Raw genomic sequence first — 14,750 nt, forward strand, 5'->3', positions numbered from 1 at the left:
GCAGAATGGCCTGTGCGCCAGTGCAGGGGTCAGCCGCGCCCTGTCACCTTGCTGAACCAGCCCTTCTTCTCTTCACCCTCTTCCGGTGTATCGCCATCCTGGCTTTCCTCTTCCGGCGCCAGATGCGCCTGCAGGTTGGCAAAGAACTGATCCGCCATCTTCTTGGCAAAGCCGTCGATGATCCGGCTGCCCAGCTGTGCCAGCTTGCCGCCGACCTTGGCCTCCACGTCATAGGACAGCAATGTGCCGGTTTCCGACGGCGCCAGCGTCACCACCGCACCGCCTTTGGCGAATCCCGCCGCCCCGCCCTTGCCCTCGCCGGAGATGGTCAGCTTCTCGTTTTCAACCAGATCCGACAGTGTAACCTGCCCCTTGAAGGTGGCTTTGACCGGCCCGACCTTCTGAGTGACCGTGGCCTCGAACCCGTCCTCCGGCGTGCCGGCCACTTCCTGCGCGCCGGGCACGCAGGCCTGCAGCACCTCCGGGCTCAGCAGCGCCGCATAGACGGTTGCCGGGTCAGCGGCGATCTCTTTCTGGTCACTCATCTGCATGGTGGAGCCTCCCTGGCGCTTGCTTGCGGACTGTTCCAGACCTAGCCCCCCGCTCCGCCCCTGCCAAGCCCGCAGTGACATTCAGGCATCTTGCGGCCGCTCCCGGCAGTCTTGCCGGCGGCGGTTTTGCCGATTTTATCTTGACGTCAAGATTTCGAGCCTCTATCTCGACATCAAGATAAATGCAAAGCCAACACAGGAGCACACCATGAAGATCATTCTCTTTGGCGCCACCGGAGACGCCGGCGGTGCAGCATTGCAGGCGGCCGTTGCCCGCGGCCACCAGGTCACCGCGGTTGCACGCCGCCCGCAGGCCCTGGCGGCGATCAGCCCGCTGGTGACACCGCTGGCACTGGATCTGCTGGCAGAACCGCAAGCTGCAGCAGATGCCGCCGCGGGCCACGATTTGGCCATCAGCACCTTGCGCCCGCCCGCTGGGCGCGAGCCGGACCTGGTGCCGCTGACCCGCGCTGCGCTGGCGGCGGCACGGCAAGCCGGGATCCCGGTTCTGGTCACCGGCGGCGCTGCAACGCTGAAACTGGCCGACGGCAGCGGCCACACGGTGCTGAGCGCTCCCGGTTTCCTGCCCGAAAGCGTCCGCCCGATTGCAGAGGCCTGTGCCGCGCAGGACGCGCTGCTGGAGGCGGAAACAGAGGCGCAATGGACCTGCCTGCGCCCGCCCGCGATGCTGACGGAGGGGCCGCAGACCGGCAGCTACCGCTTCGGCACCGACACGCTGGTCACCGATGCCGAGGGCAACTCGCAGATTTCCTTTGCCGATTTCGGTGCGGCGCTGCTGGATCTGGCCGAAACCCCGCGCGGCTCCCGGCAGAAGCTGACCGTTGCCTGGGGCGCTCCCGCCCCCGCCCTGGCGGCCGGCTGACGCCGCCCTTGGGGCAGCGTTGGGCCGGGCAGCACGCGGCCGCGTGCTGCAGCGCCGCGCGCCAGCGCGGCGCCCTCAATAGGGCAGCCCGACGTAATTTTCCGCCAGCGACACCTGTGCCGCCTCTGAGGAAAACAGGTAGTCCAGTTCGGCCCGCTGCAGCCGCAGATCTGCCTCCGACCCTTCCGGTGCCCGGTGCAGCAGGTTGGTCATCCACCAGCTGAACCGCTCCGCCTTCCAGACCCGGGCCAGCGCCTTTTCCGAATAGCCGTCCAGCCCGGAGCTATCGCCGTTCAGGTAGTGATCCAGGAACCCATGGTAGAGATAGTGAATATCCGATGCCGCCAGGTTCAGCCCCTTGGCGCCGGTGGGCGGCACGATATGGGCCGCGTCACCCGCCAGGAACAGATTGCCGTACCGCATCGGCTCAGCAACGAAGCTACGCAGGGGGGCGATGGATTTCTCGATCGAAGACCCGGTCTGCAGGCCCGCCGCCACGTCCTGCGGCAGCCGCCGTTTCAGCTCCTCCCAGAACGCCGCATCGCTCCAATCCTCCACGCGGTCGGTCAGCGGCACCTGGATGTAGTAGCGGCTCAGCACGCGGCTGCGCAGTGAGCACAGCGCGAAACCGCGCTCGTGCCGGGCATAGATCAGCTCCTCAGCCACTGGCGGTGTTTCCGACAAAACCCCCAGCCAGCCGAAGGGGTAGACCTTCTCGTACTCCTTCAGCACATCCGCCGGGATTGATTTGCGGCTGACGCCATGAAAGCCGTCAGCGCCGACGATGAAGTCGCACTCGGCACGCCGGGCCTCGCCGCCGTGCTCCCAGGTCACATAGGGGCGCGCTTCGGTCAGCGCCTGCGGCTGCACATTCTGCGCCTCGTGAATGACCATGCCGCCCATCGCATCCCGTGCCTCGTAAAGATCACGGGTCACCTCGGTCTGGCCGTAGACCATCACCGTGTCGCCGCCAGTGTGCTTTGCCAGATCAATCCGGTCCAGCTGCCCCTGATGGGCGATATGGAATCCCTCGTGGATTTCCCCCTCGCGGTCCATGCGTTCACTGCAGCCCGCTTCGCGCATCAGGTTGACGAAACCATGCTCCAGCACGCCGGCCCGGATGCGGCCCAGCACATGCTCCCGCGTGTGCTTCTCCAGCACGATCGAACTGATCCCCTTGCGGTGCAGGAGCTGCGACAGCAGCAGCCCCGAAGGCCCGCCGCCGATGATGACAACCTGCGTCTGATGCGTGGACATGCACGTTCCCCTGATCGTTTTACTGTTTTCGGGCGTTAAGGATTATGCACCAAGCGGTTATATCTGCGAATGGACCAAGCGCGCCATTTCTTGTACATTTCGCACATGAGTTCCCCAACCCGCATCGACAGCTACAACTTGTTCGGAGAAACCGCCGAACTGGCTGACGTGCTGCACATAGAGACGATTCGTGCGCGTTCGGAGCTGCATGATTGGGAGTTGCGGCCGCACCGGCACGCCAGGCTGCATCAGCTGCTGGTGCTGAACAGCGGGGACGGAGAGGCTGATCTTGACGGAATCAGACATGGACTGGCTCCACCTTGCCTGATCAATGTGCCGCGCGGCGTGGTGCATGGGTTCCAGTTCGGCACCGGCACCAGCGGCTGGGTGATCACCCTGACCTCCGACCTGCTGGACCAGAATCTGACGCCGGGCGAAGGGGTCCGCGCTGTTCTGGACCTGCCCGCCGTTCTGCCGCTGCCTGATGGGTTTCAGGATCTGGCAGAGCAGCTTTTCGCAGAATACGGCCGCCGCGACTTCGGCCGGGCGCAGATGCTGCGCGGACTGGCGCTTTCGCTCACCGCAGCGGCCGCGCGTGCCATTGCTGCCAGCCAGGAAGCCTCTGCGCAGGCGCAGCGCAGCACGCTGTTCGCCCGGTTCGAGGCGCTGGTGGAACGCGACTTCCGCCTGCGCCGCCCGCTTGCGGAATACGCCAGCGAACTGGCGGTTTCCACCACTCACCTCAATCGCATTTCCCATCAGGCCACAGGCCAGCCTGCCTCCGCCCTGGTCAGCGCCCGGGTGCTGCGGGAGGCGCGGCGGCTGCTGATCTACACCAATCTGACCGCCGCCCAGATCGCCTATGAGCTGGGCTTCAACGATCCCGCGCATTTCAGCCGGATGTTTGCCAAGGGCACCGGAATGCCGCCACGGAAATTCCGCCAGCAGCTTGCCGGAAGCAGCTGAGCCGGAGCAGACTGCCCTTGCCGCGTGCCGGAAAAGGGGAGGTCAAATGCTGCAGGGAATCCGCATTCTGGAGGTCGAGGGCCTGGGCCCCGGCCCCTTTGCCGCGATGACACTGGCCGACCTCGGGGCGGAGGTGATCTGCGTGCACCGGCCGTACACCGGGCGTACACCGGGGATGCCGGAAAACTCGCTGCTGGACCGCGGCAAGCGGTCGATCACGCTGGACCTGAAGGACGCAGGCGACGCCGAAACCTTTCTGAAACTTTCCGAAACCGCACATGGTCTGATCGAGGGTTTCCGCCCCGGCGTGATGGAGCGGCTGGGCCTCGGCCCCGAAGACTGCCACGCGGTGAATCCGGCGCTGGTCTATGGCCGGATGACCGGCTGGGGGCAGGACAGCCCGCTGGCCCATGCGGCGGGGCATGACCTCAATTACATCTCGCTGTCAGGCGCGCTGTGGTATGCCTCTGCCCCCGGCGACGTGCCGCTGACGCCCGCAACGCTGGTCGGCGATATCGGCGGCGGCGCGATGTATCTGGTGGCGGGGATGCTGGCGGGCATCCTGAAGGCCCGGTCCACCGGCGAGGGCTGCGTGGTGGATGCCGCGATCTATGACGGGTCGGCCCATATGATGAACCTGCTGATGAGCATCCGCCAGGCCGGGAACTTTGGCGTTGCACGTGGAGCAAACCTGCTCGACGGGCCGCACTGGTGCCGCACCTATGCCTGCGCCGGTGGCGGCTATGTCTCGGTGCAGTGCCTGGAACCCAAGTTCTATGCGCTGTTTCTGGAGAAGCTGGGACTGGCGGATGACGGAGAATTCGAGCAGCAGTTCAATAAGGCACTTTGGCCCACGCTCACCGGCCGCCTGGCCGGGATCTTTGCCAGCCAGCCGCGCGATCATTGGGCGTCGCTGTTCGAGGGATCAGATGCCTGTGTGGCCCCGGTGCTGAACCCGGAGGAGGCAATGGCGCATCCGATGAATGCGCGCGGCGCCTGGGTGGAGGCAGACGACGTGCTGCAAGCCGCCCCTGCCCCGCGGTTCTCAGACCAGCCGGAATGGACACCGCCGGAGATCCCCCGGCGCGGCCAGCACACGGAGGAAATCCTGGCAGAACTGGCCCAGAAGTAGGGTCAGTCTTCTTTCTTGGCCTTTTCAGCCGCGGCTTTCATACGCTTGAGCAGTTCGGTCTTGTCCGCCTGCTTGCCAAAAGGGTTCTTCTTGGTGCCCTTGGCGTTATGTTCCGCGTGGCGGGGCTTGTTGCTGCCCATGCGGGCGCCGCCCATTCTGCTGTAGTCCATCGTGAGACCTCTGGATGTATCCGAAGATGCGGCTATTGCCGCATCTTATTGGGTAACACAAGATCAGCCGTTGCGGACCGTGTCGATCATCAGCTGCACGTTGTCCGGGTTTGCATCCGGGGTGATGCCGTGGCCCAAGTTGAAGATGTGCGGGCCATTCCTGAACGCTTCGACGATGCGGCGGGTTTCATCGACCAGATTCTGCCCGCCGGTCACCATGTGGCGTGAGGCCAGGTTGCCCTGCACACAGCCGTCCGCCTGCACATTGGCGGCGGCCCAGACCGGGTCCACGGAGTTGTCCAGCGCCACGCAGTCGACGCCAGTTGCCTTGGCAAAGCCCACGTAATTCTCGCCCGCCTCGCGCGGGAAGCCGATGACGGGGATGCCCGGGTGGCGTTCCTTCAGCGCCTGGGTGATCTGACGGCAGGGCTCCAGCGCGTATTTCCGGAACGCTTCGCCCCTCAGCGAGCCGGCCCAGCTGTCGAAGATCTTGACGACTTCGGCGCCGGCCTCGATCTGCTTGGAGAGGTAGTCGATGGTCGCTTCGGTGATGCGCGCCAAGAGTGCCTCGAACAGGGCGGTGTTTTCCTCGCGCAGGGCATGGGCAGGGCCCTGGTCCGGGGTGCCGCGGCCCGCGATCATATAGGTGGCAACGGTCCAGGGTGCGCCGGCGAAGCCGATCAGCGTGGTTTCCGCGGGCAGCTCGCGCGACAGGATGCGGACGGTTTCATAAATCGGGTTCAGCGTCTCGTGGATATCGGACGCCGGGCCCAGCTTGGCGAAGTCCGCCTCGGTGGTGATGGTTGAGAGCCGCGGGCCTTCGCCGGTCACGAACCACAGATCGGCGCCGAGCGCCTGCGGCACCAGCAGGATGTCGGCAAACAGGATCGCCGCATCGAACCCGTAGCGGCGGATCGGCTGCAGGGTCACCTCGGCGGCCAGATCGGAATTGTAGCAGAGCGACAGGAAATCCCCGGCCTCGGCCCGCGTGGCGCGGTATTCCGGCAGGTAGCGGCCCGCCTGGCGCATCATCCAGATCGGCGGCACATCCTGTTTTTCACCCGCCAATGCGCGCAGCAGCTTCTTTTGTCCGGCCATGGTCATCCTCGCTATCATTCGCCCCTGAGGTCACGCCTGCGAGGGCGAATGTCAAGAGCAGGGGCGATCTGCCGCGCCCCGGGCAAACGCGCCTTGTCCTATGTCAAAGCCCGTGCGCGGCGCCCGTGTGAGATGCGCAAAAACCGGTTTCCTCCGGGACGCAAACTGATTTATGGCTTTCTGCATGACACTGACCCTGCCCTCCCCCGCTTCGCCCCTGAAGATCGGCACCCGCGGATCGCCGCTGGCGCTGGCCCAGGCGTATGAGACCCGCAGCCGCCTCGCCGCCGCATTCGATCTGCCGCAGGAGGCGTTCGAGATCGTGGTGATCAAGACCACCGGCGACAATCAGGCGCTGATTGCGGCGGACAAGCCGCTGAAGGAGCTGGGCGGCAAGGGGCTGTTCACCAAGGAGATCGAAGAGGACCTGCTGTCGGGCGCCATCGACATCGCGGTGCATTCGATGAAGGACATGCCGGTTGCGCAGCCGGAGGGGCTGCTGCTGGGCACCTATCTGCCGCGCGAGGATGTGCGGGATGCCTTTATCTCGCCGTCGCTGAAGTCGTTGCACGATCTGGCCGAGGGCGCGGTGGTCGGCACCTCCTCGCTGCGCCGCCGGGCGCAGCTGCTCAATCGCCGCCCGGACCTGAATGTGGTGGAGTTCCGCGGCAATGTGCAGACCCGGCTGCGCAAGCTGTCCGAAGGCGTGGCGGAGTGCACCTTCCTGGCGATGGCCGGCCTGAACCGGCTGGCAATGGACGATGTGCCTGCCAACCCGATCGAGACCAGCGACATGCTGCCCGCGGTGGCGCAGGGCGCCATCGGCATCGAGCGGCGCGCGGACGACAGCCGCGCGGGCGACATGCTGGCGGCGATCCATGACCATGAGACGGGCAAGCGCCTGGCCGCCGAACGTGCCTTCCTGGCCGCGCTCGACGGCTCCTGCGAGACGCCGATTGCGGGGCTTGCGGAACTGGACGGCGCCACCCTGCGCCTGCGCGGCGAGGTGCTGCGCCCGGACGGGTCGGAGGCGATCAGCGATGATCAGGCCTGCCCGGTGGAAGACGGTGCGGAGCTGGGCCGGGAAATGGCAGCGAAACTGCTGGAGAAGGCCGGCAAGGGCTTCTTTGACTGGAAGGCCTGAGCGAGGCTCTGCCTCTCGCTCCGGGATATTTGGGGTCAGATGAAGGAAGGATCCTCTCTTCATCTGGCTGAAAAATTCCTGAGGGTAAGCGCCTGAGGCGAGAGGGGGCAAGCCCCCCTTTTTCCGCTAGATTTGCCCGGACCACCTGAGCCAGCTTTCCGGGCTGCCGCGGAAGGTGTTGAGGTCGACGTCGCCCGCAATCCCGGGCACCTCGCCGGTGCCAGAATACTGCCAGAAGCTCCAAGCCTTGCCCGGGTAGACTTTCTGCGGATGGCCCGCGACGGAGCGCAGCCAGAATTCGGTGCCGGTGAGCCGCCCGATGCCGGTGTCGCGGTAGAAATCCACCGTGGTGTAGACCACCGGGCGCTTGCCGTAGTGGCGCTCCAGGATGTTCAGGAACTTGCGCGCTTCGGCCCGCACCGTGGCGCCGTCGGGCCGGGTGCGGCAGGTGCGGGAGCGGTGGTTCCACTCCATGTCCAGCACCGGCGGCAGCGCGTTTGCATCCTTCGGCACATTGCGGATGAACCAGCGCGCCTGCTCCGCTGCCGGGCGGCAGAAGTAGTAATAGTGATAGGCGCCGTGCTTGACCCCCGCCGCGCGGGCGCCGCGCCAGTTGCCGCGGAACTTGGCATCAATGTGGTCGCCGCCTTCGGTTGCCTTGATATAGGCAAAGGAGACGCCGGAGCGGCGCACCCTGTGCCAGTCGATGTCGCCCTGGTAGCGCGAGACATCAATACCGTGGACCGGGTAGGACCAGGGCTTGCGGCCTTCCCAGTCATGCGGGTCGCGGTCGCCGAAACGGGGATAGGTGGAAAGCCCTGCAAGCCGTGCGTTGGCAGGTTCGGTGCGGGTGACCGCCGGTGCGCTGACGGCCCTTTCGGGCGGTCTGCCGCATCCTGCTGCCAATGCCAGTGCCAATGCCCCAAGAACCAGTCTGCGCATGTGATGTGCTCCCTGCCCGCTTCGTGAAAACCGCTCTTTTCTTTGCCTGTTGATTTTCATCTTAGCGCAGGTCAGCACTATGTCGCGCCCCCAAGAGCGCAGGTCAGCGTAAATCCGCCGCAAGAAAAAACGCGCCGCTGATCAGCGGCGCGCGGTTACTGTTCCGGCCCGGTCCCGCTCAGACCCACTTGGCCAGGGGCGGCAGGCTCATCAGAACCGCGTTGGCGTCATGGCCGGTTTCCAGCCCGAACTTGGTGCCGCGGTCATAGACAAGATTGTATTCCGCATAGAGGCCGCGGTGGATCAGCTGGGCGTCCTTGTCGGCCTCGGAATAGCCCTGCACCCGGCGCTTCTCGACCAGCGGCACAAAGGCCGGCAGGAAGGCGCGGCCGATGTCCTGGGTCAGGGCAAAATCCGCCGCCCAATTGCCGGAGTTCTGGTCATCCATGAAGATGCCGCCGACGCCGCGGGCGCGCTTGCGGTGGGGAATGTAGAAATACTCATCCGCCCATGCCTTGAGCCGCGGGTACTGGTCTTCCCCATGCGGATCCAGATGCTGTTTCTGCGTGGCGTGGAAATGCGCGGTGTCCGCGTCGTATTCGATACAGGGGTTGAGGTCCGAGCCGCCGCCGAACCACCAGGCGTGCGGGGTCCAGAACATGCGGGTGTTCATGTGCACAGCCGGCACATGCGGGTTGCGCATATGGGCAACCAGCGAGATACCCGAGGCCCAGAAGCGCGGATCGTCCTTCATCCCCGGGATGCCCTTGCGCGCGGCCATCGCTGCCTGCGCGCGCTCGCCCAAGGTGCCGTAGACTTCGGAGATATTGACACCGACCTTCTCGAACACCCGGCCGCCGCGCATCACGCTCATCAGCCCGCCGCCGGCGTCGGAACCGTCGTCCGAGGTGCGTTTGGTTTCCGTCACCTCGAACCGGCCCGGTTCCATTTCCGAGAACGGGCCCGCGCTGTGGCTGTCCTCCAGCCCTTCGAACGCGGCAACGATCTGGTCGCGCAATTCCCGGAACCAGGCAGCTGCCCGGGCCTTTTCCTCTTTCATTTCAGCAGTCACAGGTCTTTCCAATCAGTGCATCGGGGCGGACACCGGGTCCAGCAGAGTGCGGCCGCCGTCCAGCGTGAGCACCTGCCCGGTCATAAACCCGGAGGCGTCGGAGGCGAGGTACTGCGCGGTCTCGGTCAGCTCGGTGGGAGAGGCCACCCGGCCCAGCGGGGTGTGTGCCTCTATGTCATGGCGGAAGCTGCGGTTTTCCTTCAGCGTCACCTGCATCGAGGCGCTCATCACCGAGCCGAAGGCAATCGAGTTCACCCGGATCCGGTGCGGAGCCAGCGCCACAGCCAGCGAGCGGGTCGCCTGATCCAGCGCGGCAGAAGCCACTGAATAGGCCATCAGTTCCGGGTGGGTGCGGCGGGCTGCAATCGAGGAGAGGTTGATGATGCTGCCAAGGGGGCCGTCGTCCTCGCGCTCCTCACCCTGCTTGATCATCCGCTTGGCCACTTGCTGGGACAGGCGCACCGTTGGCAGCAGGCTTTGGTTCAAGAGCTGGTCCAAAGTCTCGTCCTGCGGATCCAGCGCATTGGTGGCCACCACCTGCCGGGCGCCGTTGACCAGAATATCGATGTCGTCAAAGGCGTCGATGGTGGCTGACAGCAGGTTGGCAATGGTCAGCCGCTCGCGCAGGTCGCCGGCAAAATAGCGGATGTTGCTTTCGTCGGCCTGTTCGCCCAATTCGTCAACAAGCTGCGCCTCGGACTGGTCGGCAAACATGACATTGGCGCCGGCATCGGCAAACTGCTTGCCGATCGCCAGGCCGATGCCGCTGGCGGCGCCGGTCACGATGGCCGTCTTGCCGGAGATGGAAAAGGACATGAAAGGGTACTCCCCTAAAGCATCTGGTCCGCACGTTAGACCGCGCCTGCCGGTTTGGAAACCGCCATTGCGCCGCGTCTGCGGTTACTTGCGCCCGCGTTTCGGCCTGGCGGCGTGCAGGATCTTGAAGCGGTTGTCGCCGCCCTCTTCGCGCACCTGGGCGAACCGTTCCGCCAGCGCGGTCTCATAAGGCAGGTGCCGGTTGGCCACCATCCACAGGCTGCCGTTGGCCGCCAGCATGGATGCCGCTGCGCCGATGAAGGCCTGCCCCAGCGACGGTTCCGCCGCGCGGCCGGTGTGGAACGGCGGGTTCATCACCACGGTGTTCACCGGGCCCGGCGCCTTCCAGCTGCGGGCATCGGCCCAATGGAAATGCGACCGCGGATCGGCAGCGTTCAGGCGGGCACAGGCCAGCGCCGCATGGTCGGCCTCGGCCAGGTGCAGCTCCTCAACGCCCTCGTGCTTCAGCACCTGCGCCGAGAGATAGCCCCAGCCCGCCCCCAGGTCAGCCACGCAGCGGCCCAGTTTCTGCGGCAACACCGCCGCCAGCATGCGGGAGGCGGGGTCGATACCATCTGCCGAGAAAACGCCGGGGGCGGTGATGAAGCCCTCGACCTGCTGCGGGCCCTCGGGCAGCCAGCCGGACAGGTCGGTGCCGCCCTGGATCCAGAACACCTTGCCATGCGCCTTGGAGACCGGCGCCGAGGGCTCGCAGCGCTTGCGCAGGTCCTTCAGCACCGAATCAATGCCTTCGGTCTTGGCGCCGTCGATCAGCACCTGTCCCGCTGTGGCGGCAGCGGCCTGCGCCACCAGCATCCGGGCCAGCGCCTTGGCCCGCGGCAGGAAGACCACGGCGGCAGCATACTCCGCCCCTGCCTCCGGCGATGGCACGCAGTCATAGCCCTGCCCTGCAAAATGGTCGTGATCCGGGCGGAACGGCTGGATGATCAGCAGCTGCTCCTTGGGCAGCGCCGACAGGTCGTGCTCAGCGCGCGGGTGGAACACGGCGATGCGGCCCTCGGCAGGCACAGCAAAGCCGCCCGATTGGGCGGCCAGGGACAAGCGATCGGACATCTAAGGGCCTCTTCAGTCTTCTTTTTCCATGGTGCACTGCAGCGGGTGCTGGTGGCGGCGGGCGAAATCCATCACCTGGCCCACCTTGGTTTCCGCAACCTCATGGCTGAACACGCCGACCACGGCAACGCCCTTCTTGTGCACCGTCAGCATGATCTCAAACGCCTGCGCGTGGGTCATGCCGAAGAACCGCTCCAGCACCATCACCACGAATTCCATCGGGGTGTAATCGTCATTCAGCAGCAGCACCTTGTAGCGCGGCGGGCGCTTGGTCTTGGGCCGCGTCTTGGTCAGGACGCCGGCTTCCGTGTCGTCGTCAGAATGATCGGTCATCATCAAGGGCTGCAGCGGCATAAGCAATTTGATCCAGTGGTGCATGGAATTTCCTGTGACGCTTATATAGCCTCTTAGCTGTTCAGGAAAAGAGACTGAGACCCGCAGATTGACACCTAATTTGACAACAATCGGCTTTGATGCCGACGATACCCTCTGGCACAACGAACGGTTCTTCCGCGTCACGCAGGAACGGTTTGCCGAATTGCTGCAGGATCACACCCCCGCGGACGTCGGCCCGGAGCAGCTGGAACGGCAGCTGCTGGAGGCTGAAAAGCGCAACCTGGGGCGCTATGGCTACGGGGTGAAGGGCTTCACCCTGTCGATGATCGAAACCGCGATCGAAGTGACCGGCGAGCGGGTGCCCGCCCTGGTTATCAAGGAGCTGATCTCCGCCGGCCAGATGATGCTGTCCTACCCGATCGAACTGCTGCCGCATGCGCGCGAAGCGGTGGAGGCGGTGGCCGGGCGCTACAAGGTGGTGCTGATCACCAAGGGCGATCTGCTGGACCAGGAGCGCAAGCTGGCGCAATCCGGCCTGGGCGAGCTGTTCGACGGGGTCGAGGTGGTGTCGGAAAAGACGCCGGAGGTCTACCTGGACATCTTCAACCGCCACGGCGACGGCGCCGCGCGCGCGATGATGGTCGGCAACTCGATGCGGTCCGATGTGGTGCCGGTGATCGAGGCCGGCGGCTGGGGCACCTATGTGCCGCACGGGCTGGTCTGGGAGGTCGAGCACGCCGAAGCGCCGGAGCACAGCCCGCGCTACACGGAAATCGCCGATCTCGGCGGGCTGGCGGATCTGGTGGACAGCCTGGGCTGAGCGGCGCTATCCCTTTGGCAAACGCCAAGGGAGCCCCGGAAACATGCCGCACGCAGAACTGAAATTCTCCAGCGATCTGGATGTCGATGCAGAGGCCATACTCGCCGAAATCGAGGCGGTGATACTGGAGCACGACAGCGGCGCGGGCGCCTGCAAAGGCCGCGCCTACCCCACGGACCGGTATCACCACACCCATATCAACGTCAGCGTCGCGCTGCTGACCAAGCCGCACCGGGACGAGGCGTTTTCCAGGGCGCTCCTGGCGGATCTCGAATCCCGCATCAAGGCGCATCTGCGTCAGCCTTGCGAATTCTCCCTTGGCCTCAGCTACTCCACGCCTTTCTACGTCACCAATTTTCACGCTGGGTGACCGGAATTCCGGGCTGAAGGCTTTCCAAAGCGCGCCATGCCCGCCTGCGCCCCGCTGCAGCGGCAACTTTTTTTGGTAACCTTTCATTAGGACTTGCCGTATTTAGCGGCCAGGCGCGGCCCGCACACAATATGCCGGCACACTTTGGCTGAAGCGCCCAAGGCCGCGCTTTCGCCCCTGTTTATTCCTCATAAACCCTGTGTTACGATTTTGCTCACAGGCAAAAACGTCAGCCGGAAAACCGGCGGCACGAGGCAAACATGGCAGTGATCACGCAGGTCAATCCGGCGTCTGGCCGGAATCCCCTTACCCGGTTCCTATGGGCAGCCGCGGTTTTTCTTTTGGCAGTTTTTGCGCTGGCGCTGCAGCCGCAGCGGGCTGCCGCAGCCCCCTATGCGGCGATGGTGATCGACGCCCGCACCGGCGAGGTGCTGCATTCGCGCAATGCCGATACCCGGCTGCACCCCGCTTCGCTGACCAAGATGATGACGCTTTACATTGCGTTTGAGGCGGTGCGGAACGGCGAGATCACCCTAGACACCAAGGTCCGGATCAGCCGCAACGCCGCCGCCGAGCCGCCGTCGAAGCTGGGTCTGAAATCCGGGCAGAAGATCGCCTTCCGCTACCTGATCCGCGCTGCCGCGGTGAAATCCGCCAATGACGCCGCCACTGCCATCGGCGAGACCCTGTCCGGCTCCGAGGCGGCCTTTGCCCGCCGGATGAACCGCACAGCCAAGGCGCTGGGGATGAGCCGCACAACCTTCAAGAACGCCCATGGCCTGACCGCCAGCGGGCATCTGTCGACCGCCAGCGACATGACCACGCTGGGGCGGCACCTGCTGTATGATTACCCGGAATACTACAACCTGTTCTCGCGCCGCTCGACCCATGCCGGCATCCGCGAAGTGCCCAATACCAACCGCCGCCTGCTGGCGGCCTACCGCGGCGCCGACGGGATCAAGACCGGCTACACCCGGGCCGCCGGGTTCAACCTGGTGGCCTCGGCCAAGCGCGGCAGCGAACGGATCATTGCCACCGTCTTTGGCGGAAAATCCACCGTGTCACGCAATGCCAAAGTGGCGGAACTGCTGGACCTCGGCTTCCGCCGGGCGCCGGCGCGCGCCGCCCTGCGCAAGCCGCAGCGGCCTGCTTATCAGGGGGCGGGCAATGTGGTGGTTGCCGATGCCGATGACGGGCCCTCGCACGGGGTTGCGGGCAAGACCATCCGGGTGAGCGGCCAGGTCAACACCAGCCTGCGTCCGAAAACCCGTCCGGGCAGCAGCGAATCGCCGGTGCTGGTGGCGGCGCTTGAGGAAGCGCTGCAAACCCCGCCTGCGGAGGAAGCCGCTTCGGAGGAGAAAGCTGCACCGGCTGATGCGGTTGGCACAGAAACCGCAGACGCAGAGACTGCTGAGGAGCAGATCGAAAACGTTCAGACCGTCAGCGCAGACGGCGCCGTGCGGGGGGATGCGCTGCGTGAAAGCATCGCCGTAGCCTTGGCGGAAGCAGAGGCGGAACCGCTGCCCGCGGCCGAGGAAGCCGCCCCCGCGGTCATTGCTGCCGTGCAGAAGGTGCCCTTCACCGGACTGCGCCCGGTGGCCCGCCCGGCCAGCCTGGCCGCGGCCTCGCCCGAGCCGGAACCGGTTGTCGTGACCCGTCTGTCGACGTCCGGCGGGCGCTACTGGGGGGTCAACGTGGGGCTCTACACAAGCCGCTATCAGGCTGAAAAGGTGCTGCTGCGCACCGCTCTGGCTGAGCTGGAAACGCTGGACGGCACCCTGCGCAAGGTGGCCAAGACCCGCCGCGGGTTCGAGGCGAACTTCCTGGGCATGACCCAGGAGCAGGCGGAACTGGCCTGCCGCCGCCTGAACGCCCGCAACGTGACCTGCGCGCCGATCGGCCCGTCCTGAACGGTGTCTCAAGCCAAATGCAGAAAAGGCGCCGGCGGAGGCGCCTTTTTTCATGGTCTGATCCCATCCGTTGCCCGGCAGGCTCTCGCGCCCGTCGTCACGGATTTTCCGGCGAACATCCCCCCCCCCCCTCCCCCCCCCCCCCCCCCCCCAACGCCGACAAGGGGCTCTGGCTCAGCCAGGGCACCTGCGGGGGCGGGAGTGTTTTG

Annotated in this window: 16 protein-coding genes; 7 read left to right on the top strand and 9 right to left on the bottom strand. The window is 65.5% G+C overall.

Translation table 11 applies throughout. The features are described 5' to 3' along the window. Positions 1-29: 29 nt before the first annotated feature. Positions 30-551, bottom strand: coding sequence for an SRPBCC family protein (locus AC58NV_RS10985; protein WP_497227161.1), 522 nt, complete (start codon positions 549-551; stop codon positions 30-32). A gap of 208 nt (positions 552-759) precedes the next feature. Between AC58NV_RS10985 and AC58NV_RS10990 the strand changes: the two genes are divergently transcribed. Beyond that, on the top strand, positions 760-1,434 hold the full coding sequence (locus AC58NV_RS10990; protein ID WP_497227162.1) for an NAD(P)-dependent oxidoreductase: 675 nt from the start codon (positions 760-762) through the stop codon (positions 1,432-1,434). A gap of 75 nt (positions 1,435-1,509) precedes the next feature. On the opposite strand, the gene pobA is transcribed toward AC58NV_RS10990, so the two are convergent. Further along, entirely contained in the window at positions 1,510-2,691 is a 1,182-nt protein-coding gene (pobA, locus tag AC58NV_RS10995) for a 4-hydroxybenzoate 3-monooxygenase (RefSeq protein ID WP_497227163.1), read from the bottom strand. A gap of 105 nt (positions 2,692-2,796) precedes the next feature. Here pobA and AC58NV_RS11000 point away from each other — a divergent pair, with 105 nt between their 5' ends. Beyond that, positions 2,797-3,657, top strand: a complete 861-nt coding sequence (locus AC58NV_RS11000; RefSeq protein WP_497227164.1) for a helix-turn-helix domain-containing protein — start codon at positions 2,797-2,799, stop codon at positions 3,655-3,657. 46 nt (positions 3,658-3,703) lie between these two features. After that, positions 3,704-4,789: a CaiB/BaiF CoA transferase family protein gene (locus tag AC58NV_RS11005; protein WP_497227165.1), complete on the top strand. Its 1,086-nt coding sequence runs from the start codon at positions 3,704-3,706 to the stop codon at positions 4,787-4,789. A gap of 2 nt (positions 4,790-4,791) precedes the next feature. Here AC58NV_RS11005 and AC58NV_RS11010 read toward each other — a convergent pair whose 3' ends face one another. Then, on the bottom strand, positions 4,792-4,959 hold the full coding sequence (locus AC58NV_RS11010) for a hypothetical protein (protein ID WP_019297169.1): 168 nt from the start codon (positions 4,957-4,959) through the stop codon (positions 4,792-4,794). A 63-nt stretch (positions 4,960-5,022) separates the two neighbouring features. Beyond that, positions 5,023-6,057 (bottom strand): uroporphyrinogen decarboxylase, encoded by a 1,035-nt coding sequence (gene hemE, locus AC58NV_RS11015; RefSeq protein ID WP_497227650.1) that lies wholly within the window; start codon positions 6,055-6,057, stop codon positions 5,023-5,025. Between the two features lie 184 nt (positions 6,058-6,241). On the opposite strand from hemE, the gene hemC reads away from it, so the two are divergent. Beyond that, positions 6,242-7,201, top strand: a complete 960-nt coding sequence (hemC, locus tag AC58NV_RS11020) for a hydroxymethylbilane synthase (protein ID WP_497227166.1) — start codon at positions 6,242-6,244, stop codon at positions 7,199-7,201. 126 nt (positions 7,202-7,327) lie between these two features. On the opposite strand, the gene AC58NV_RS11025 is transcribed toward hemC, so the two are convergent. From AC58NV_RS11025 to clpS, 5 genes are all read right to left on the bottom strand, one after another. Beyond that, the gene (locus tag AC58NV_RS11025; RefSeq protein WP_497227167.1) at positions 7,328-8,143 is read right to left on the bottom strand and encodes a glycoside hydrolase family 25 protein; all 816 of its coding nucleotides are present in this window, start codon (positions 8,141-8,143) and stop codon (positions 7,328-7,330) included. A 178-nt stretch (positions 8,144-8,321) separates the two neighbouring features. Continuing rightward, positions 8,322-9,215, bottom strand: a complete 894-nt coding sequence (gene hemF, locus AC58NV_RS11030; protein ID WP_497227168.1) for an oxygen-dependent coproporphyrinogen oxidase — start codon at positions 9,213-9,215, stop codon at positions 8,322-8,324. Positions 9,216-9,227: 12 nt separating this feature from the next. Then, positions 9,228-10,031 (bottom strand): SDR family NAD(P)-dependent oxidoreductase, encoded by an 804-nt coding sequence (locus AC58NV_RS11035; RefSeq protein WP_497227169.1) that lies wholly within the window; start codon positions 10,029-10,031, stop codon positions 9,228-9,230. A gap of 84 nt (positions 10,032-10,115) precedes the next feature. Then, positions 10,116-11,105 (bottom strand): class I SAM-dependent methyltransferase, encoded by a 990-nt coding sequence (locus AC58NV_RS11040; RefSeq protein WP_497227170.1) that lies wholly within the window; start codon positions 11,103-11,105, stop codon positions 10,116-10,118. 12 nt (positions 11,106-11,117) lie between these two features. After that, on the bottom strand, positions 11,118-11,483 hold the full coding sequence (gene clpS, locus AC58NV_RS11045) for an ATP-dependent Clp protease adapter ClpS (protein ID WP_497227171.1): 366 nt from the start codon (positions 11,481-11,483) through the stop codon (positions 11,118-11,120). 64 nt (positions 11,484-11,547) lie between these two features. On the opposite strand from clpS, the gene AC58NV_RS11050 reads away from it, so the two are divergent. From AC58NV_RS11050 to AC58NV_RS11060, 3 genes are all read left to right on the top strand, one after another. Further along, a complete protein-coding gene (locus tag AC58NV_RS11050) occupies positions 11,548-12,261 on the top strand; it encodes an HAD family hydrolase (RefSeq protein WP_497227172.1) in 714 nt (237 codons plus the stop codon). A gap of 43 nt (positions 12,262-12,304) precedes the next feature. Beyond that, positions 12,305-12,631 carry a hypothetical protein gene (locus AC58NV_RS11055; RefSeq protein ID WP_497227173.1) on the top strand — a complete coding sequence of 109 codons (327 nt, stop codon included), beginning with the start codon at positions 12,305-12,307 and terminating at the stop codon, positions 12,629-12,631. Positions 12,632-12,891: 260 nt separating this feature from the next. Continuing rightward, positions 12,892-14,541 (top strand): D-alanyl-D-alanine carboxypeptidase family protein, encoded by a 1,650-nt coding sequence (locus tag AC58NV_RS11060; protein ID WP_497227174.1) that lies wholly within the window; start codon positions 12,892-12,894, stop codon positions 14,539-14,541. The last annotated feature ends 209 nt before the right edge of the window (positions 14,542-14,750 follow it).

The sequence above is a fragment of the Leisingera sp. ANG49 genome (assembly GCF_059694505.1).